This window comes from Aggregatibacter valvarum (genome assembly GCF_980468985.1).
In genome coordinates this window covers 1209018-1229540 of record NZ_OZ413141.1, presented here as the reverse complement: position 1 = coordinate 1229540, position 20523 = coordinate 1209018, and the positions used below count along the sequence as shown (strand labels likewise).

Sequence of the window (20523 nt, the reverse complement as noted above, 5' to 3'; positions counted from 1 at the left end):
CTTCCTTAGTCTTGGTTGTTGTGCTCATTTTTAACTGTATGCGCAATCCGTTTTTACGCATGAGTGGCATTGCCGTAGGACTCATTGCAGGCTACATCGTAGCATTAACCTTAGGCATGGTTGATTTTTCACCGTTAAAAGACGTGGACTTTTTCACCATCCCGATGCCCTTTAAATATGGTTTTGCGTTTGATTGGTCAGCCTTTTGGGTTGCGGCCATCATCTATTTATTAAGCGTATTTGAAGCCGTTGGTGATTTAACCGCAACGGCGATGGTTTCCGGTCAGCCTTATGAAGGCGAAGCATTTCGCCAACGTTTACGCGGCGGGGTGTTTGCCGATGGATTAGTGTCTGTGATCGCCACTGCGCTAGGTTCTCTACCGCTGACCACCTTTGCCCAAAATAACGGTGTCATTCAAATGACGGGCGTGGCTTCCCGTCATGTGGGGAAATTTATCGCGGCTATTTTGGTGTTATTTGGTTTATTCCCGATTGTCGGTCGCGCTTTCACCACCATTCCAAGCCCGGTACTCGGCGGCGCTATGGTATTAATGTTCGGATTAATCGCTATTGCCGGTGTGCGGATTATCATGACTCACGGCATCAACCGTCGTGAAGCGGTCATTGCTGCAACAGCCGTCGGCGTGGGATTGGGTGTTGCTTTTGAACCGGACGTATTCAAAATGTTGCCGGAAGTTTTCCGTAATGCCATTGCGGCAGGCGGAATTACGGCAGTGGTGTTAAATTTAATTCTGCCGCGAGATGAGCAGGATAAAAGCATTTATTTGACCGAAAAATAAACGAATGCACGATAGACGCGCGGTGATAAAAACGTCTAAAAAAAACGTTATGATTTATCACCGCACTTTTTCTATGATCTATTTCAAGTTTTCCACATAAGGTCGTTTACAAACTTGCTATTTTTTCGCTAAATTTTCCCTCGTAACTGATTTTAAACCTAAGGAGATATTATGGATTTAATCATCGGGTTAGTGGCGATTATTATGGTCGCTTACTATATCGTGAAAGGCTATTCCGCGACGGGCGTGCTCATGTTCGGCGGTTTAGTCTTGTTATTGATTTCGGTGTTAATGGGACATTCCATTTTGCCGGAAAACGTCAAAAGTACCGGCTCAGCCTATTTCGATATTCTTGAATACGTGAAATATTTGCTTTCCAACCGCAGTGGTGGGTTAGGCTTAATGATCATGATCTTATGCGGTTTCTCCGCCTACATGACTCACTTAGGCGCCAACGACATGGTGGTAAAAATCGTTTCCATGCCGTTAAAAAATATTCGCTCCCCTTACGTGCTGATGGTATTGGCGTATTTTCTTGCTTGTTTGATGTCTTTTGCGGTTGCTTCTGCAACAGGCTTGGGTGTGTTATTAATGGCAACTTTATTCCCTGTCATGGTTAATATGGGCATTTCTCGTGGTGCAGCCGCCGCCATTTGTGCATCGCCGATTTCTATTATCTTATCGCCAACCTCAGGAGACGTGGTGTTGTCGGCGGAGATTTCCAAACAATCATTAAGCGAATTCGCCTTTTCCACCAGCTTGCCGGTGTCCATTGTGGCGATTTGTGGCATTGGTGCGGCTCATTTCTTCTGGCAACGTTATTTGGATCGCAAAGAAAAAGTGAGTGCAAAACCGGTCGATATGTCCGAAATCAGAACCGATGTACCGACCTTTTACGCCATTTTGCCATTATTACCTATCATCGGTGTAATCCTCTTTGATGGTAAATGGTTTAACTTGCCTGAATTACACATCGTCACCGTCATTATTCTTTGCTTTGTGATCACCGCAGTCATCGACTTCATACGTAATTTCAGTGCGAAAAAAACCTTCGACAATTTAGTGATTGCCTATCGTGGCATGGCAGATGCCTTTGCCGGTGTGGTGATGTTATTGGTTGCCGCCGGCGTATTCGCACAAAGTTTAAGCACCATTGGCTTTATCACCAATCTGATTAATTCTGCCCAATCCTTCGGCGGTAGCGGATTATTTATGATGTTGGTTTTAGCAGTGATTACGATTCTAGCCACCATGGCGACCGGTTCGGGCAATGCGGCATTCTATGCCTTCGCCGAATTAATTCCAAAACTCGCTACCCAAATGGGTGCAAATCCCGCCTATTTAACCGTGCCAATGTTACAAGCCTCCAACTTAGGTCGCGGCTTATCGCCGGTGTCCGGCGTTGTGGTTGCCGTATCCGGTATGGCAAGAATTTCCCCATTTGAAATTGTCAAACGGATGTCCGTACCAATGGCAGTCGGTTTCATTTGCGTGATTATCGCCACCGAATTTTTTATTCCGGGCGCTTAATTTTCTGACTTAAAGTGCGGTGAGTTTTCACCGTATTTTGAGATTGAGAAAGGCGTTATTACTTATTTAAAGAAAAGAAAAGGGCGCACGGCATTAAACAGTGCGCCGTTTTTTAGTTCGTCATACTGATTATGAGGCAATGCCTTTATGACGTAATAACGCATCTAATTGCGGCTCACGGCCACGGAAGTTTTTGAACAAGGTCATCGGTTCTTCAGAGCCGCCTTTGGTAAGAATTTCATCCAAGAAGGATTGACCGGTTTGTGGATTGAAAATCCCTTCCTCTTCAAAACGGGAGTAGGCATCTGCCGATAAGACTTCCGCCCATAAATAGCTATAATAGCCGGCTGCATAGCCACCGGCAAAGATATGGCTGAAGCTGTGTGGCATTCTTCCCCATTCTGCGCCAGGGATGACGGCAACTTGGCTTTTCACTTCGTGTAACATCGCTAATACTTGATTTTGCTTGCTCGGATCAAATGTGTGGTGCAAGCGGAAATCAAACAGCGCAAACTCTAACTGACGCAAAACAAACATCGCCGCTTGGAAGTTTTTAGCTTTGAGTAATTGGCTGAGTTTTTCTTTTGGTAGAGGCTCTCCGGTTTGATAATGACCGGAAATGAACTGTAGCGCTTCTTCTTCCCAACACCAGTTTTCCATAAATTGGCTTGGCAATTCCACGGCATCCCAAGGCACACCATTAATACCGGCAACATCCGCCACATCAATTTTTGTTAACATATGATGTAAGCCATGGCCGAATTCATGGAATAGAGTAGTGACCTCATCGTGCGTGAATAAGGCAGGTTGGTCGCCAAGTGGGCGGTTGAAGTTACAAGTTAAGTACGCCACCGGTTTTTGTAGGCTGCCGTCAATCTTTTTACGACGACCGATACAATCATCCATCCAAGCGCCACCGCGTTTATGTTCACGAGCGTATAGGTCTAGATAGAAACTGCCGCGAATCTCGTCTTTTTCATCAAGCAAATCGAAGAAACGGACATCTTTATGCCAAGTCTCAACGCCATGACGTTCTACCGCGCGAATGTTGAAAATGCGTTTAATTAATTCAAATAAACCGCTCAATACGCGATCTTCCGGAAAATACGGACGCAATTCTTCATCGTTGATGGCATATAAATGTTGCTTTTGTTTTTCGCTATAAAAAGACAGATCCCAAAGTTCAAGTGCGGTCAAATTATAGTGTGTTTTGCAGAAGTCTTTTAATTCTTGCAATTCACGTTCGCCTTGGGCTTTAGAACGTGTAGTGAGATTTTCTAAGAAATCCAACACCTGCTGCGGATTTTCTGCCATTTTGGTGGCAAGGGATAATTCGGTATAGGTGTTGAAATCCAATAATTTGGCTAATTCTACGCGTAGGCTGAGGATCTCCTGCATAATCGCCGAGTTATCCCATTTACCGGCATTTGGCCCTTGATCGGACGCGCGGGTGGCAAAGGCACGATACATTTCTTCGCGTAATTCACAGTTTTCACAATACGTCATGACCGGAATATAGCTTGGGTATTCCAAGGTGAAGCGATAGCCGCTGACACCTTTGCTTTCTGCGGATTGTTTGGCTGCTTCCAGGGCAGATTCCGGCAAGCCTTTGAGCAGGCTGACATCTTCAACGATCTTTTCCCAGCCCATGGTGGCGTCTAATACGTTATTGCTAAATTGTGAGTTGAGTTCGGATAAACGAGCCGCGATTTCACCATAGCGTTTTTGTTTTTCTGCCGGCAAGGATATGCCCGATAATTTGAAATCGCGTAAGCTGTTTTCAATGGCTTTCTTTTGCGCTTGAGTATAACCGGCAAATTCAGGGCTATTTTTTAATTGTAAATAGGCTTCATATAATCCTTGATGTTGACCGACCCACGTGCTGTATTCTGCCAATAATGGCAAACAGGCTTGATAGGCTTCACGTAATTCCGGGCTATTTTTCACCGAGTTTAAATGCGAGATTGGCGACCATACTTTGCTTAAGCGATCACCGGCTTCGGTTAGCGGTAGAATGAAATTTTCCCAAGTAAAGTGCGGTTGATTTACCACGCGTTCTACGGTTTCGCGGTTTTCTTGAATAAGTTGTTTGATGGCGGATTCAATGTATTGCGGTTCAATTTTACTAAAAGCAGGTAAATCGGTTGGTGTAAGTAGTGGGTTTGACATAAAGACTTCCTTAAAAAGAAAAACGGATGGAAATAACGATTAAACGTTGAATAAATTGGGGAGGATTTTATGATTTCAAGGTTGAAAAATCCAGCCATTCAGGGATAATTGCGAATAATTTTTGTTTTGAGGTATCTATGAAGTATTTTTATATCACGTTAGGTTTTCTTTTTCTTATTCTTGGTTTGATCGGTATTGTGGTGCCGATTTTGCCTACCACGCCATTTTTATTGTTAACCGTTTTCTTTTTTGCAAAAGGCTCCGAACGTGTACATAATTGGTTTATCGGCACGAAGATTTATCAAAATCATTTAAAAGATTTCCACGAACAGCGGGCATTAACGAAAAAAACGAAAATGACCATTCTGATGTTTTCCACCACGATGTTGATGATCGGGTTTTATTTTACGCCGAGCATTGTCGGTAAAAGCATCATCGTTGCTGTCTTATTGATCAAATATTGGTTCTTCTTTTTCTGGATTAAAACGCTGGAAGAAGAATAGGGTAGTTTTGTTTTCATGAAATGATTGCCATGCATAGAGTTCACTTTTTTCGCGCGCCTTTTCGTCTTCTTCCATTAAAAAGTGCGGTGCTTTTTTGTTGCGTTTTTGCCTTGAGTGCTTGTGATGAAAAGTCAAACGAACCTGTTGTCTCTTCTCTCCCAACGGAAACCTTACAGCCGCAGTCAACGTCGCTACCAACGCCGTCACAGAACAATCGGCATTTATTGATTCGCGCAGGATATAAGGATTTTGTGTTGAATCCTGCGCAAGCCGAAGATGTCACACAAGTGGCGCTTTTGCGTGATTTATTTGAAGGATTAGTGATTTACGATCCGCGTGGTAATGTGATTCCGGCGGTGGCGGAAAGCTGGCAAACGAAAGATAACAAAACATGGACATTTCGTTTGCGACAAGATGCCAAATGGTCGAACGGCGAACCGGTAACGGCGCAACAATTTGTGGCGAGTTGGCAAGTCTTAGCTACCTCGACGAGTCCATTAAAATCGTATTTGGTATACATGAATTTAGCCAATGCCGATGCAGTATTAAAAGGGGAGTTATCGGCTGATAAGCTTGGAATTGCGGCAGAAAATGACCGCACTTTGCTTATTAGCTTAGATAAAGTGACGCCTTATTTGCCACAAATGTTAGCGCATATCAGTTTATTACCTCAGTATTCATCAGAACAAAAAGAGATTATTACAAATGGCGCTTATTATGTGACAGGGCAAGAAAATAATGTGATTCACTTAGAAAAAAATCCGCATTATTGGGCGCAAGAGAAGGTGTCGTTTCAGCAGGTGGATTACCAAAAAATGACGACACAACAAGCGCTTGGCGACTTGGATTTGGTGATTAATCCTACGCAAACTGAGCAAGCGCAATATTTTCCGCAACTTTGTACCTATTTCTACGCCTTTAATATGAAACACCCGAAATTGGCACAAAGTTCGGTCAGAAAAGCGTTATCTATTATGGCCTCTTCTCGTCACGTGAATCTGAGTGGCAAAAATTTTATTTATTTAAGTGATAATTTCTTGCCGATATCGATGCAAACAATAGAAAGCCATTGGGAGCAAACGCCAATGGAGCAGTTGTTAATTCAAAGTGATATTAATGAGAAATCACCGTTAAAGGTTACGTTAAGTTATGATCAAACCGAATTTCAACATCAAATGGCTCAGTCATTAATGCGTATGTGGGCACAATCGGATATGATTCGGGTTAGCGGAGAAGCACTGCCGAAACAACAATTATTAGAGAAGATGGCAAAAGGCGATTTTCAGATTGCTCGTGCCGGCTGGTGCGCCGATTATTACGATCCTTCTGCATTTTTAAGTTTGTTTTACAGCCACAGCCCGGACAATATAAGTGGTTACCACAATGAAGAGGTAGATCGCTTATTTGAGCAAAGTTTACAACGGATTCCATCGTCAGAACGCACCGCACTTTACAGTCGAATCGAACAAATTCTGCAACAAGAAAATGTGGTATTGCCCTTATATCAAACTACGATCCCCATTTATCTTCATCCCACCCTAAACGGCTATGATTTATCCAATCCTACTGAGGTCATTTACAGTAAAGATTTATTTCGTAGAAATTTCTAACTATCACACGAAAGATTATGCGCATAATAAACCCCGTGCCGTCATATTGTGAAAATAGAAAAAATCGGTAAACTATGCCAAATTTGATTATGAATAAGGAGTTATGATGCATTCATCTATCACGAAAGCTGTTTTATTTTCTTCGGTATTTTTATTTACCGGATGTTCATCATTAGAGTCCGCATGGAATTCCATGATCGGTGATGACTCACCAAAACCTTCTGCAACAGCTCCGCAGACGCAGAGTGAATCCCCTAAAGCGAAATTGCCAAAAGCGGAAATGGCTGAATCACAAAATGCCATAAAACAGGCAGAAAACTTACCGCGCTTTGAGTATATTTTACTGGATACGCAATATACGGCATTTTTGAATCCACAACCGGAACTCATTAAAGTCAATAAAGGCAGTGAAACGACGACGTTTGCCTATAAAAATGGTGCGCTCACGTTAGTTGAACATCAACAACAACGTTATCGTGCAGAGGATAAAAATATTCCGCCATCACTTGTTCAAGAAGGGGCGAAATTACAAAAAATATTGGGTTTAAATAGTGCAGATAAAAATGCTGAGAATATTAAAACCGGCAGCGATGCAAAATTAAATTATTTATGTATTACTAAACTGCAACAAGTGGCTCAAACGCAACGGGTATTCCGTAGTTCGGCAAATATGGCGAAAAGTGATTCTCGCTTAATTGCGGATGTGCGTTTAAACGGTAATCAATTTTATAAAATGGATTGTCAGTTAAGCGGTAATCGCGTTGTAAAATTAAGTTTGAGTAAAAAATAAAGGATAAATACACAATAGATTAATGCCCAATAATGCCGTTATTGGGCTTAATAAGTGGAGGACATCTAATATGAAAAGAGGGCTCATGGTTGGTCTGTTATGCCTGAGTTTGACCGCCTGTTCATTCGGCGTGGGCGCCGGTGGCGGATCAAATGGCGTAGGCATTGGTGTGGGAACCGGTGTCCGATTTTAATTCTTGAATCAATCACTTAAACGTTAAAAGTATTGCTCATTGCAATGCTTTTAACGTTTAAGGGTTTATCAATACACCACTAATCGCTGTGGACGAATCACGTTATTCTCATCAATCACCGCCACGCCAAGAAAGCGATTTTCATGGGAAAATAACCGCACTTGACCTTGTAGCCTGTTAAGGTTATCGAATTTGATACGTTGACCAAATCCAATGCCTTGCGTTTGGCTTTCATTTAAGGTTAACGCCGGCAACTTCGCCACGGCAGTATCCATTGGCAATAATAAGGCATCTAACGAACTCAAATCTTGTGGTTCTGCCAAAGCTTGCAACGCATTCCAATCCAACATTTTTTCTGTCGGATAATCCGCCACTGCTGTACGACGTAACATCGTCACATGAGCACCACAGCCCAACGCCTCACCCAAATCATCTACCAAAGTGCGAATATAAGTGCCTTTGGAACAATGCACCTCAAGGGTTAAATAGGGCGCATTATATTCGATGAAGTTCAGTTCAAAGATTGTAATCGGGCGCGCTTCCCGCTCTACCGTAATACCTTGACGGGCGTATTCATAAAGCGGTTTGCCATTGTACTTCAACGCCGAAAACATCGTCGGCACTTGCAAAATATCCCCACGGAATTGTTCAAGTGTGGTCAAAATTTCAGACGTTTTAACATTCACATCACGGGTTTCAACGATCTGCCCTTCCGCATCGGATGTATCAGTACGTTCCCCCAGTTTTGCCGTCACTAAATAACGCTTATCGGCATCCAACAAAAACTGCGAAAACTTAGTGGCTTCGCCCAAACAAATAGGCAACATGCCGGTGGCAAGCGGATCTAACGCGCCGGTATGCCCAGCTTTGTTCGCCTGAAAAATACGTTTCACTTTTTGCATGATGTCATTGGAAGACATACCTTGCGGCTTATCCAACAAAAACACGCCGTGAATATCACGCCCACGTTTACGCGGTTTGGACATTAGTCTTTATCCTCAACGTGTTTTTTCTCATCTTCGCGCACAACATTTGTCACCAAGTTAGACATGCGCATACCTTCCACCAAAGATTGATCGTAAATAAAACGAATCTCCGGCACGATACGCAGACGCATAGCTTTGCCTAACAGCGTGCGAATATAAGGCGCGGCTTTTTCTAAGCCTTTCATGCCTTGTGCAATCGCCTGTTCATCGTGATCAAATAAAAAAGTGACGAACACTTTTGCATAAGCCAAATCACTGGATACTTCCACGTCGGACACCGTCACCATACCGATACGCGGATCTTTCACTTCGCGTTGTAAAATCACCGCGATTTCTTTTTGGATTTCTTGTGCGACACGGTCGCTACGTTTGAATTCTCGAGCCATAATGATTACCCTTTGTGATATAAGGGGCTTATTCTACTGGAATTCATGTCAATTAGCACGAAAAAGCAATGTGATATGTGAATCTGATTTTTGCGTTATTAGACTAGAAAGCAACGAATCGTATTTAAAAACCACCGCACTTTTTCTTCTTTTCCCTTTCCTTCATTGAGTTTTTAGCAAAACTCGCTATAATTTCGCCTGTACAAAAAAACAGTATTTGTGAGTGAGAATAATGGATTTCGCAGAATTATTAGACGGTTTAAACGATAAACAACGGGAAGCGGTGAGTGCGCCGTTGGGCAATTATTTGGTGTTGGCGGGCGCAGGGAGCGGTAAAACCCGCGTATTGACGCACCGAATTGCGTGGTTGATTGGTGTTGAAGGTGTCTCCGAAGGGAGCATTATGGCGGTAACCTTCACCAACAAAGCGGCCGCAGAAATGCGCCATCGTATTGAATCCGTCTTGTCCGACGGCAATCAGCGTTTGTTTGGCATGTGGGTCGGCACCTTTCACAGCATTGCTCATCGACTTCTGCGTGCCCATCATCTTGATGTGGATTTACCACAGGATTTCCAGATTTTAGATTCGGAAGATCAATTGCGTTTACTTAAACGCCTCATGAAATTACATCATTTTGACGAAAAAAGTTTCCCGCCAAAACAAGCCGCTTGGTATATTAATAATAAAAAAGACGAAGGCTTGCGCCCGAATCAAATTGATGATCATCACGATCGTCAAGAACGAGAGTGGATTCGAATTTATCAGATTTATCAAGATGCTTGCGATCGTGCAGGACTGGTAGATTTTGCTGAAATTTTATTGCGCTCATATGAATTGTTTTTACATAAGCCACTGATTTTGCAACGTTACCAACAACGTTTTCAGCATATTTTGGTGGATGAGTTTCAAGACACCAACAAAATTCAATATGAATGGATTCGTTTGTTGGCGGGCAACACCGGCAAAGTAATGATTGTGGGGGATGATGATCAATCTATTTATGGCTGGCGCGGTGCAAAAATCGAAAATATTCAGTTATTTTTAAAAGAATTTGACAATGCACAAACCATTCGATTGGAGCAAAATTACCGTTCTACTATGAATATTTTGCAGGCGGCCAATGAGCTGATTTCCAATAACAACAATCGACTAGGGAAAAATTTATGGTCGGAAGGCAATCAAGGTGACCCTGTAGGCATTTATGCGGCTTTTAACGAATTGGATGAAGCACTGTTTGTTGCCTCACAAATTAAAACGTGGATTGAAGACGGCGGCAAACTCAACGATTGCGCCATTTTATATCGCAGTAACAGTCAATCACGGGTGATTGAAGAAGCGTTAATTCGTTCACAAATTCCGTATCGTATTTATGGTGGTATGCGCTTCTTCGAACGTCAGGAAATTAAAGATGCGTTAGCCTATTTGCGCTTAATTGCCAATCGCCAAGACGATGCCGCCTTTGAGCGCGTTATTAATACGCCTCCACGGGGCATTGGCGATCGCACGTTGGACACCTTGCGTAATCTGACTCGCGAACATCAAATCACGTTATGGCAAGCCACCAATTTGGCATTGCAGGAAAATAAACTGGCAGGCCGTGCCGCGACCGCTTTGCTTCGCTTTATGGAATTAATTAATTCCTTGCAACGGCATACGGAAGAAATGCCGTTGTTTGCACAAACGGATTTTGTCATTAAGCATTCCGGTTTGTATGAAATGTATAAACAGGAAAAGGGCGAAAAAGGCGAAGTGCGTATTGAAAACTTGGAAGAGTTGGTCTCTGCCGCCCGCGAATTTATCAAGCCAGAAGAGGCGGAAGACATGACAGAGCTCACCGTGTTCTTGACGCACGCCTCATTAGAAGCAGGTGAAGAACAAGCAGCACCGCATCAAGCCTGTGTGGAAATGATGACCTTGCACTCGGCAAAAGGCTTGGAGTTTCCTCGGGTCTTCATGATTGGCGTGGAAGAAGGGTTATTCCCAAGTTTCCGCTCTTTTGAAGAAGCCGGGCGTTTGGAAGAAGAACGTCGTTTGGCTTATGTGGGGATTACCCGTGCCAAACAAAAACTCACCATTTCTTATGCGGAAAGCCGTCGTTTATATGGCAAAGAAGAACGCCATTTGCCTTCTCGTTTTATCACGGAATTACCACAACAATGTTTGCAGGAAATCCGTTTACGCGGCACCGTTACCCGCGCCTTAAATCAAGCCAAAGTAGGTAGCGTTTCGCCGATTGCTAACGAAAGCGAATGGAAAATGGGGCAAAAAGTGAAACATGAAAAGTTCGGTGTTGGCACGGTGATTAATGTAGAGGGGGCTGATAATAATTTGCGCTTACAAATCGCGTTCCAAAATCAAGGAATAAAATGGTTGATTGCGCATTTGGCGAAGTTGGAGAGACTTTAAGCCTCTCCGTTTTCCGGCCGATACCCTTCATCATTCAATGTCGGGTTCTCCGCGCCTTGTTTTGCCAACTGGTCGCAGAGTTCATTTTCACGGTGCCCGGCGTGTCCTTTGACCCAGCGCCAATCAACCTTATGACGAGCGATAGCTTGATCTAATGCTATCCATAAATCTTGGTTTTTTACCGGTTTGCCGCTACTGGCTTTCCAATTGTTTTTTTTCCAATTGAAAATCCATTGCGTGATGCCGTTTTTCATGTATTGGCTGTCGCTGTATAAATGAATGTCGCAGGGTTCTTTGAGGCTATTTAACGCTTCAATAACAGCTAATAACTCCATGCGATTATTGGTGGTGAGGAAATAACCTTTTGAGAGGCTTTTTTCATGTTGTTTATAACGAAGCAGAACGCCAATGCCGCCGGCGCCTGGGTTTCCAAGGCAGGAACCGTCGGTAAAAATTTCGATTTGTTTACACATATTGACTACTAATTTATTGCAAATGAGGCGATAATACCCGAAATTTTTGCGGATAAAAAGTCAAGATATGAGTATTCAACCCCATCCAAATCGCCAGATCGTACTGGATACGGAAACCACCGGTATGAATCAATTAGGCGCTCACTATGAAGGCCACTGCATTATTGAAATCGGTGCGGTGGAACTAATTAACCGTCGTTACACCGGCAATAATTTCCACATTTATATTAAACCTGATCGGCCGGTCGATCCCGATGCGATTAAAGTGCATGGCATTACTGATGAAATGTTGGCGGACAAACCGGATTTTAGCCAAGTCGCGAATGAATTTATTGAATACATCAAAGGTGCTGAGTTATTGATCCATAATGCGCCCTTCGATGTGGGCTTTATGGATTATGAATTTCGTAAGCTGAATTTACCGATAAAAACCAACGATATTTGCACGGTCACCGACACCTTGGTGATGGCGCGCCAAATGTATCCCGGCAAAAAGAACAATTTGGACGCATTATGTTCCCGCTTAGGCATTGATAACAGTAAGCGCACCTTGCACGGCGCGTTGTTGGATGCGGAAATTTTAGCAGACGTTTACCTTGCCATGACCGGCGGGCAAACCAGTTTATTTGATGAAAACGAAGCGGATGTCATTCCACAAGTGGTAACGGATCAGCAGGTAAAAAGTGCGGTGGCTTTTTCGCATCATTTACGCTTGCTTACACCGACAGAAGAAGAACTGTCAGCCCATTTGGAATATCTCAAATTAATTAACAAAAAAAGCAAAGAAAATTGCTTGTGGGATCACCGCACAAAAGAGGAAACCTTGCAGTAAAAAGAATCGTTCACTGATTAGACAAACAGACGGAAAAAAACAAAAAAGAGTTGACGTTGCTATCCTTCAACATTATTATGCACCTCACCTGTGCGGAGTGGTAGTTCAGCTGGTTAGAATACCTGCCTGTCACGCAGGGGGTCGCGGGTTCGAGTCCCGTCCATTCCGCCAATTTTTATCTCAATTCTAATTCGGAGCGGTAGTTCAGCTGGTTAGAATACCTGCCTGTCACGCAGGGGGTCGCGGGTTCGAGTCCCGTCCGTTCCGCCACTTCTTAAATAGATCCCAAATTCAAAAATTATCTATTCATTAATTTATGTTTTAAAATAGCAAGCTATTTTTTGTTAAAATTTTACAAAATCAATGACCTAGTCGTACATTATCTTTCTCTAAAACTTTCATCTAAGGTACTTTGTAATGGACTTAATAAATAACTAATTACCTTTCTTGTACCTGTTTTTATTTCAGCGGATACGCTCATACCTGCTGTTAAATTAATTTTTTGATCTTCATATATTAAGTAATCTTTGTCCATTTCTACAATAGCTGAAAAAACGAGTCCGAGTTTGTCATTTTCAATAGCATCAAAGCTAATTGACTTTACCATACCAGTAATGTATCCGTAACGAGTATAAGGAAATGCCTCTAATTTAATAACAACTTTCTGACCTGGTCGAACAAAACCAACATCCTTGTTGCTAATTAGAGCATTGACTTCTAATTTATCTTCCTGGGGAACTACTACCATTAATGGTTGTGCTGCAGTGACGACACCGCCTATGGTATGGATACTCAGTTGCTGCACTGTGCCGGTAACAGGTGATTTTATTTCTGTTGTTCCATAGCGCTGTGAAGTTTTTTCTAATTCGAATTTAAGGTTTTCCACTTGTTCATTCGCTTGACGTAAGGCTTCTTGTGTATCTCGTTTAAAAGTATAGCTAAGCAGATCATTTTCTTCTCGAGTTTGCTCAATTGAGGCTTCAATTTCTTTTAAATGACTTCGTTGCGAATTTAGTTCATTATTGGCTTCATTCAATTTCATTTCTTGTGTAAAGTACTCATGTTTAGAAATAGCTTTAATCTTATAAAGAGAGTGAAGGTCCTTAAAACGCTCGGTTTCTACTTTAGAAAGATTTTCATACTTTGTAATTTGTGCTTGAATTGAATTCAACTGAGCTTGTTTTTGATTAAATTGGGCCTCCATCTGTCTTTTTTGTGAGCGATAAGTATTAAATTGTTCATTAATGAGTTGCTGTGCCTGTAGCACATCTTTATTATCTTGTGGAATTTCTTCTGGTAAAGTAAGCTCAGGTAATTTATCTTGCTCAATGGCCTTTAACAATGCTCTTGCTCTTGCTTGAGCCAGTAATGCTAGTTGTAAAGATTGTCGTGATTTGTCTTGATCTTCTTTAGCCCCTAATGCGGTTAATTCAAGCAATATCTGACCTTGTTCAACTTTTTGTCCCTCTTGAACAAAAATCTTTTTTACCATAGCAGTTTCAATAGGTTGAATTGTTTTGCTCTTTCCACTATAAGCTAATTTCCCACTAGCAACAGAAACAATATCTACTTTGCCTAAGATTGACCAAAAAATCGTAATGAGAATTAATAGTATAATGATTCTACTCGTCCATTTAGGTAGGGGAGAAATAGGCTTTTCTATTAATTCTAAATGTGCCGGTAAAAATTCGTACTCATCCTTATTACGCACGGCAGGTGTTAGTTCGGAACGTATTTTCCAAACTTTATAAAAATATCGAATATATCGACTGAAAAATATTTTTATTCCATCACAATAAATTCCCATGTTTACCTCGTGCTCTGTAATTGATGAAGATAATAGTACAATCCCTCAGGATTACTGAGCAGTTCATCCGATGTACCAAATTCAGCGATTTTACCTTTATCCAACACGAGAATATTATCTGCTATTTGCACGGTTGAAAGGCGATGGGCAATAATAATTACTGTTCTATTTTTACAAATTGCCTTCATATTTTTCATAATAATATGTTCAGATTCATAATCAAGAGCGCTAGTTGCCTCATCAAAAATGAGAATACGAGGATTATTGACTAATGCTCTTGCTATTGCAATTCGTTGCCGCTGTCCCCCCGATAAACCAGTACCTTGCTCTCCGACGAGAGTATCATAGCCTTCACTTAGCTCCATAATAAAATCATGGGCACCGGCAAGTTTTGCTGCATACAATACTCTTTCCATAGGCATGCCAGGATCGGATAAGGCAATATTATCTCGTATACTGCGATTTAGTAAAATATTTTCTTGCAATACCACACCAATTTGTCTTCGTAACCAATTTGGATCTGCAAGTGAAATATCTTGTCCATCAATACGAATTTGGCCGGACGTCGGAATATATAAACGCTGAACTAATTTAGCTATTGTACTTTTCCCTGAACCAGAACGACCAACGATTCCGATAATATTTCCTGCAGGAATCGAAAAGGATATATTGGACAGAATATATTTCCCTTCAGGTTTATATTTAAAACTTATATTCTCAAAATCAATTTGACCTTTAATTTCTGGTAATGCTAGACGACTTTTGGGCGTTTCTGTGATTGCATTAAGAATATCGCCTAAACGTTCTACGGAAATCCCGACTTGTTGAAAATCTTGCCAAAGCTGAGCTAATCGGATAACTGGTGCTGTAACTTGTCCAGCAAGCATGTTAAAGGCAATAAGTTGCCCGATACTTAAATCACCACTAATGACTAAATTAGCACCTAACCAAAGATTAATAACCATCACTAATTTTTGGATTAATTGAACCCCTTGACTTCCTATCATTGCAGTTTTGGAAACACTAAATCCGGCACTGACATAACCGCTTAATTGTTTATCCCAATGTGCTATCATTTGTGGAGAAACTGCGGTAGATTTAATCATATTCATTGCTGTAATAGATTCTACTAAAAATGCTTGATTATCTGCATTACGTGCAAATTTATCATTTAATTTCTTACGTAAAATAGGCGTAATAATTAAAGACCAAGCAATATAACAAGGAATAGAGCAGAGTACGACGATTGTCAATGTACTACTATAAAACCACATTACTGTTAGGAAGATAAATGAAAAGCATAAGTCTAATAAAGAAGTTAATGCCTGACCTGTGAGAAAATTTCGTATTTGTTCTAATTCACGAACTCTAGCAACTGTTTCTCCTATACGTCGATTTTCAAAATAGGCCAATGGTAATTTTAATAGATGTCGAAATAGATTATCGCCTAATTCTACATCCATCCTACTTGTTGTATGGGAAAAAATATAAGTTCGCAATCCACCTAATATAATCTCGAAAATAACAATGATAAAAAGTGCAATAGCAATAACATTTAATGTATTGAAGCCCTGATGGACCAATACTTTATCCATAACAACTTGGAAAAAGAGAGGTGTAATGAGCGCGAGTAATTGAAGAACTAATGAAACGATAATAACTTCAATAAAAATATGGCGATATTTAATAATAGCAGGAATAAACCATGTGAAATCAAATTTAGATAAATGACCTAAAACAGAAGCCCGAGAAGCAACAACAATAATCTGTCCAGAGTAACGCTGTTTGAATTCTTGCTGAGATAATGTTTTAGGTTGTTCTATTTCTAAATCATGAATAAGGTATTTATCTTGTTTTTTATCTATACCGGCAAGAATAAAATGTTTATTTTCCTTATCATCCCAAACTAACACAGGTAATGAAACAAATGGCAAGCGAGAAATCTCTTTATGAATTAACCGCACTTTTAGTCCAAGAGATTTAGCTGCTCGCTGCCAATTAATTACGTCCAATCCTGTCCCTTGAGGATCAAATTGATGCTGAATATCCATAGGATTAACAGCGATACCATGAAACCGAGCTAGTAAAACTAAAGCGTGTAAAGCAACGTCTTTTAATGCAGATGTGTCTTTCATATATGTAGATAATATTAAAACTAGACAATATAATTTTGCTTATTATATCGCTAAGTAAGTATTTAGAGAATACTATATTATGTGATACTGATCACATTTTTAATTGAAATTTTAAAATTTGAGTAATTTTTGCTTTTTATGGCTAGTATCTCATATCTACTAAAAGATATTTAGAAATAGTATTTAGTATCATTAAAGTATAACAAGTAAAGAGTATATCTTATGCAATGGTAAGTTTACTATTAGGTATCTATTGCAAAGAATTATAAAAATAAATGTGATCTTTATCACAATTTAAATAAAATTATTTTGGGATTTTATTAGCTAGATGTTAATGTTAAAACTTAGGTTTTATTGTTGTCATACTATAACTATCTACTTAGTAGATTGAGGAAAACTTATGAAAGAGGCATTAATTGCAAAATTCCTGGGAAATATAGGTGCTCTAAAGGGGGTTGTTAAGACAGGAATTGTAGGAAGTTGTAAAGAAAGCGATAGTATTTCTGTTGGAATTTCTAGTGGATCTTCACTTGTAAGTTTTATAGGTGGTTCTTTTAGTAAATCTACACTAGGAAGAATAGGTGGTAATATATTGACGACAGCAGGAGCGGCGATTAATGTTGGTAGGAGCGGGAAATTAACTGCGAGTGATCTCTTTGCTATTTTGGGAGGGGTTGCAGGTTTGCTTGGTATAACGCCTGCAATGGCGGTTTTTGCAGTAAGTGGACTGGCTGTTACACTATATGATGCAATGAAATATAAAGGAAGTGATGGCTGTGTTAATCCTCCCCATATACCTCTTGGTGATCTTATTCCTCCTGGTAGTGGTAGCCCTGATATGAAGCCGGGAGAAAATGCATCTTGTCCATTAATTATTGATATGGATGACAATGGTATTAAAACTATTTCAATTAATAAAAATGTTTTCTTTGATTTGGATAATAATTTATTTGCAGAAAGTACAGGGTGGGTGGATAAAGGTGATGCTTTCTTAGTTTGGGATAGAGATAATAATGGTGTGATTGATTCTGGTAATGAATTGTTTGGAAATCATACACGCTTATCTTCTGGTAAAAAAGCGGAAAATGGTTTTGCTGCGTTAGCGGAATTAGATAGTAACCAAGATAATATCTTTGATGAAAAAGATGAAGCATGGTTTAAGTTACAATTATGGTTTGATCGTAATCAAAATGGAATTTCGGAAGCGGGAGAGTTAGTTAAATTATCTGAGTCTGGCATTAAAAGTATCAATTTATCATATAATAATACTGATCATATCGATGAGAGTGGAAATCATCATCGTCAACGTTCCTCAGTCTCTTGGAAAGATGGAAGAAAGTCTGAAATTGCTGATGTATGGTTTGATGTGAATACAGCAAAAGCTTATTCTCGAGAAGAAATTACTATTAGTGATGAAATAAAATCCATGCCGAATGTTATTGCTTTTGGTAATTTATTAGACTTACATTCTGCAATGGAGAAAAATAAGATCTTAAAACATGTAATTCAAGAATATATTGATTCTAATTTAGAAGATAGATCTTACCTAATTAATGAATTAGTTTATGAATGGGCTGGTGTTGCACAACTTGCGTCTGATAGTCGAGGTGGATATTTTGATGCAAGAAAATTCGCTGTATTGGAATTATTAACTGGCAGGGAATTTAGACAAGGAAATGAGCCAAATCCTAATAGAAATTCTGCTGCAGTATTAGAGCTTGAATTTAAGAAGTTTACAGATTATGTACTTGCGCAAATAGAATCGAAAACAATATATAAAGAAGTATTTTCCATGGATAGTTTTTTAATTAATAAAAACAGTGGGGAGTTAGAGTTTGATTGGAGTAGATTTAATAATAAAGTTACTGAATTAATAAAAGCAAATAATTTTATTGAGGCTAATCGCATACTTTCTATAGTTAATAATTTGGGTGCATATAATCTTAATTATCTTCAAGTGGTAAATAAAAATTTAGAATATCTATCCTCAAATAATAAAGAAGTCGCATCTTTAATTCATTCCAATGTTATTACAGGTACTTCTATCAATGATATTTTAGTAGGTAGCGATCAGGATGATGTGTTTATTGCCTCTCGTGGAAAAGATACTCTAGAAGGGAAATTAGGCGCAGACACCTATATTTTTACCAAAGGTCACGGACAAGATGTTATCAGTGAATATGACACCTATCAAAGTGGCAAACAAGATACGCTACGTTTTACCGACGTGAATTACAACGATGTGCGCTTCCGTCGTGAAAATGATGACTTAATCCTGTTCGGCTACCACGGCAACGATCGAATTACTATCCGGAATTTTTACTATGACGATTACTATCAAATCGAAAATTTCCAATTTGCCGACCGCACATTAAGCTTGGCTGAACTCAAAACGATTGGCATACCATTAATGGGAACGGATGGTGACGATGAAATTCAAGATTGGGACAGCAATGCGGTGATTCATGGTGGTGATGGCAATGACCGGATTTATGCCCATGACGGTGACGACACCTTAATCGGCGGCAAAGGCAACGACGTGCTTGACGGTAGTTACGGCGCAGACACCTATATTTTTGCCAAAGGCCACGGACAAGACGTTATCAGTGAATATGACACCTATCAAAGTGGCAAACAAGACACGCTACGTTTCACCGACGTGAATTACAACGATGTGCGCTTCCGTCGTGAAAATAATGACTTAATCCTGTTCGGTTACCATGGCAACGATCGAATTACTATCCGGAATTTTTACAACAACGATTACTACCAAATCGAAACTTTCCAATTTGCCGACCGCACATTAAGTTTAGAAGATATGCGCCGAGAGGGCATTAATTTTGTCGGTACGGAGGGAGATGACGAATTAACCGATGCTCATGATGAAAACGAAGTCTCGTTTTTCACCGGAGGCAAAGGCAACGACGTGCTTGACGGCAGCTACGGCGCAGACACCTATATTTTTGCCAAAGGTCACGGACAAGATGTTATCACCGAATATGACACCTATCAAAGTGGCAAACAAGATACGCTACGTTTCACCGATGTGAATTACAACGATGTGCGCTTCCGTCGTGAAAATGATGACTTAATCCTGTTCGGCTACCACGGCAACGATCGAATTACTATCCGGAATTTTTACTATGACGATTACTATCAAATCGAAAATTTCCAATTTGCCGACCGCACATTAAGCTTGGCTGAACTCAAAACGATTGGCATACCATTAATGGGAACGGATGGTGACGATGAAATTCAAGATTGGGACAGCAATGCGGTGATTCATGGAGGTGATGGCAATGACCGGATTTATGCCCATGACGGTGACGACACCTTAATCGGCGGCAAAGGCAATGACGTGCTTGACGGCAGCTACGGTGCGGACACCTATATTTTTGCCAAAGGCCACGGACAAGATGTTATCAGTGAATATGACACCTATCAAAGTGGCAAACAAGACCGCATCTTGTTCGAACATATCAACCGCCCGGACGAGTTATGGTTCAGCCGACAAGGAGACGATTTAACCATCAAAGAATGGCATGGAAAAGAGAGTCTCACCATAAAAGATTGGTATGCACATGAATATTACCAAGTGGAGCAAATTCAACTGGCCGATGGCAAAAGCTTAAATTTATCGCAGTTGGATAAATTAATTGAAGCCATGGCAGGTTTTGAGAGAGAACACAGCGGAGACATTACTCGAATGCCGAGTAATGAAGTGCAGACGTATTTGGACAAGATTGCCGTGTCAAGTTATTGGGGATGATGAAATCGGGCGTGGAATAAAGCCTAACGAAGCATGTAAAACATGATGTTGTTATTTTATCCATGCCATGATTTATGCAACAGGTTGCACGCTACATTGAGACCGTAGCGTGCATCTTGATGCACGAAAATAT

Annotated in this window: 15 protein-coding genes and 2 tRNA genes; 11 read left to right on the top strand and 6 right to left on the bottom strand. The window is 40.6% G+C overall.

Annotated elements, in window-relative coordinates; genetic code table 11:
* Positions 1-20 precede the first annotated feature (20 nt).
* Both AC30SF_RS05745 and dcuC read left to right on the top strand, forming a co-directional pair.
* Entirely contained in the window at positions 21-800 is a 780-nt protein-coding gene (locus tag AC30SF_RS05745; protein WP_489607854.1) for a uracil-xanthine permease family protein, read from the top strand.
* 171 nt (positions 801-971) lie between these two features.
* Positions 972-2330 (top strand): anaerobic C4-dicarboxylate transporter DcuC, encoded by a 1359-nt coding sequence (gene dcuC / locus AC30SF_RS05740; RefSeq protein WP_489607853.1) that lies wholly within the window; start codon positions 972-974, stop codon positions 2328-2330.
* 129 nt (positions 2331-2459) lie between these two features.
* On the opposite strand, the gene prlC is transcribed toward dcuC, so the two are convergent.
* Positions 2460-4499, bottom strand: coding sequence for an oligopeptidase A (gene prlC / locus AC30SF_RS05735; RefSeq protein WP_489607852.1), 2040 nt, complete (start codon positions 4497-4499; stop codon positions 2460-2462).
* 137 nt (positions 4500-4636) lie between these two features.
* Here prlC and AC30SF_RS05730 point away from each other — a divergent pair, with 137 nt between their 5' ends.
* From AC30SF_RS05730 to AC30SF_RS05715, 4 genes are all read left to right on the top strand, one after another.
* The gene (locus AC30SF_RS05730) at positions 4637-5002 is read left to right on the top strand and encodes a YbaN family protein (protein WP_290521603.1); all 366 of its coding nucleotides are present in this window, start codon (positions 4637-4639) and stop codon (positions 5000-5002) included.
* 29 nt (positions 5003-5031) lie between these two features.
* Complete coding sequence (locus AC30SF_RS05725; RefSeq protein WP_489607851.1) at positions 5032-6612, top strand: peptide ABC transporter substrate-binding protein; 1581 nt, start codon at positions 5032-5034, stop codon at positions 6610-6612.
* A gap of 106 nt (positions 6613-6718) precedes the next feature.
* Positions 6719-7402, top strand: coding sequence for a hypothetical protein (locus AC30SF_RS05720; protein ID WP_489607850.1), 684 nt, complete (start codon positions 6719-6721; stop codon positions 7400-7402).
* A gap of 70 nt (positions 7403-7472) precedes the next feature.
* Complete coding sequence (locus AC30SF_RS05715; RefSeq protein WP_376922810.1) at positions 7473-7595, top strand: hypothetical protein; 123 nt, start codon at positions 7473-7475, stop codon at positions 7593-7595.
* Between the two features lie 68 nt (positions 7596-7663).
* Here the strand turns inward: AC30SF_RS05715 and truB are convergent, their stop codons facing one another.
* Positions 7664-8581 carry a tRNA pseudouridine(55) synthase TruB gene (truB, locus tag AC30SF_RS05710; RefSeq protein WP_489607849.1) on the bottom strand — a complete coding sequence of 306 codons (918 nt, stop codon included), beginning with the start codon at positions 8579-8581 and terminating at the stop codon, positions 7664-7666.
* The gene (rbfA, locus tag AC30SF_RS05705; RefSeq protein WP_005700694.1) at positions 8581-8967 is read right to left on the bottom strand and encodes a 30S ribosome-binding factor RbfA; all 387 of its coding nucleotides are present in this window, start codon (positions 8965-8967) and stop codon (positions 8581-8583) included. Before rbfA ends, truB begins: the two co-directional genes overlap by 1 nt.
* Before the next feature lie 232 nt (positions 8968-9199).
* On the opposite strand from rbfA, the gene uvrD reads away from it, so the two are divergent.
* A complete protein-coding gene (uvrD, locus tag AC30SF_RS05700; protein ID WP_489607848.1) occupies positions 9200-11374 on the top strand; it encodes a DNA helicase II in 2175 nt (724 codons plus the stop codon).
* On the opposite strand, the gene rnhA is transcribed toward uvrD, so the two are convergent.
* Positions 11371-11847: a ribonuclease HI gene (gene rnhA / locus AC30SF_RS05695; protein ID WP_489607847.1), complete on the bottom strand. Its 477-nt coding sequence runs from the start codon at positions 11845-11847 to the stop codon at positions 11371-11373. The two genes, uvrD and rnhA, sit on opposite strands and share 4 nt — an antisense overlap.
* A 67-nt stretch (positions 11848-11914) precedes the next feature.
* Between rnhA and dnaQ the strand changes: the two genes are divergently transcribed.
* From dnaQ to AC30SF_RS05680, 3 genes are all read left to right on the top strand, one after another.
* Positions 11915-12679 (top strand): DNA polymerase III subunit epsilon, encoded by a 765-nt coding sequence (gene dnaQ / locus AC30SF_RS05690; protein ID WP_489607846.1) that lies wholly within the window; start codon positions 11915-11917, stop codon positions 12677-12679.
* Between the two features lie 94 nt (positions 12680-12773).
* A tRNA-Asp gene (locus AC30SF_RS05685) sits at positions 12774-12850 on the top strand.
* Positions 12851-12872: 22 nt separating this feature from the next.
* Positions 12873-12949 (top strand) — tRNA-Asp (locus AC30SF_RS05680).
* 109 nt (positions 12950-13058) lie between these two features.
* Here the strand turns inward: AC30SF_RS05680 and AC30SF_RS05675 are convergent.
* Together AC30SF_RS05675 and AC30SF_RS05670 are read right to left on the bottom strand one after the other, a co-directional pair.
* Positions 13059-14486, bottom strand: coding sequence for an HlyD family type I secretion periplasmic adaptor subunit (locus tag AC30SF_RS05675; RefSeq protein ID WP_489607845.1), 1428 nt, complete (start codon positions 14484-14486; stop codon positions 13059-13061).
* A 2-nt stretch (positions 14487-14488) separates the two neighbouring features.
* On the bottom strand, positions 14489-16621 hold the full coding sequence (locus AC30SF_RS05670; protein WP_314401733.1) for a type I secretion system permease/ATPase: 2133 nt from the start codon (positions 16619-16621) through the stop codon (positions 14489-14491).
* A 400-nt stretch (positions 16622-17021) separates the two neighbouring features.
* Between AC30SF_RS05670 and AC30SF_RS05665 the strand changes: the two genes are divergently transcribed.
* A complete protein-coding gene (locus tag AC30SF_RS05665; protein ID WP_489607844.1) occupies positions 17022-20390 on the top strand; it encodes a calcium-binding protein in 3369 nt (1122 codons plus the stop codon).
* Positions 20391-20523 lie beyond the last annotated feature (133 nt).

Coding starts and splice junctions, on each gene's coding strand:
- rnhA (WP_489607847.1), bottom strand. CDS start 11,847: ATGTGTAAACAAATCGAAATTTTTACCGACGGTTCCTGCCTTGGAAAC.
- AC30SF_RS05725 (WP_489607851.1), top strand. CDS start 5,032: ATGCATAGAGTTCACTTTTTTCGCGCGCCTTTTCGTCTTCTTCCATTA.
- truB (WP_489607849.1), bottom strand. CDS start 8,581: ATGTCCAAACCGCGTAAACGTGGGCGTGATATTCACGGCGTGTTTTTG.
- AC30SF_RS05670 (WP_314401733.1), bottom strand. CDS start 16,621: ATGAAAGACACATCTGCATTAAAAGACGTTGCTTTACACGCTTTAGTT.
- uvrD (WP_489607848.1), top strand. CDS start 9,200: ATGGATTTCGCAGAATTATTAGACGGTTTAAACGATAAACAACGGGAA.
- dnaQ (WP_489607846.1), top strand. CDS start 11,915: ATGAGTATTCAACCCCATCCAAATCGCCAGATCGTACTGGATACGGAA.
- AC30SF_RS05675 (WP_489607845.1), bottom strand. CDS start 14,486: ATGGGAATTTATTGTGATGGAATAAAAATATTTTTCAGTCGATATATT.
- AC30SF_RS05720 (WP_489607850.1), top strand. CDS start 6,719: ATGCATTCATCTATCACGAAAGCTGTTTTATTTTCTTCGGTATTTTTA.
- rbfA (WP_005700694.1), bottom strand. CDS start 8,967: ATGGCTCGAGAATTCAAACGTAGCGACCGTGTCGCACAAGAAATCCAA.
- AC30SF_RS05715 (WP_376922810.1), top strand. CDS start 7,473: ATGAAAAGAGGGCTCATGGTTGGTCTGTTATGCCTGAGTTTGACCGCC.
- AC30SF_RS05730 (WP_290521603.1), top strand. CDS start 4,637: ATGAAGTATTTTTATATCACGTTAGGTTTTCTTTTTCTTATTCTTGGT.
- prlC (WP_489607852.1), bottom strand. CDS start 4,499: ATGTCAAACCCACTACTTACACCAACCGATTTACCTGCTTTTAGTAAA.
- dcuC (WP_489607853.1), top strand. CDS start 972: ATGGATTTAATCATCGGGTTAGTGGCGATTATTATGGTCGCTTACTAT.
- AC30SF_RS05665 (WP_489607844.1), top strand. CDS start 17,022: ATGAAAGAGGCATTAATTGCAAAATTCCTGGGAAATATAGGTGCTCTA.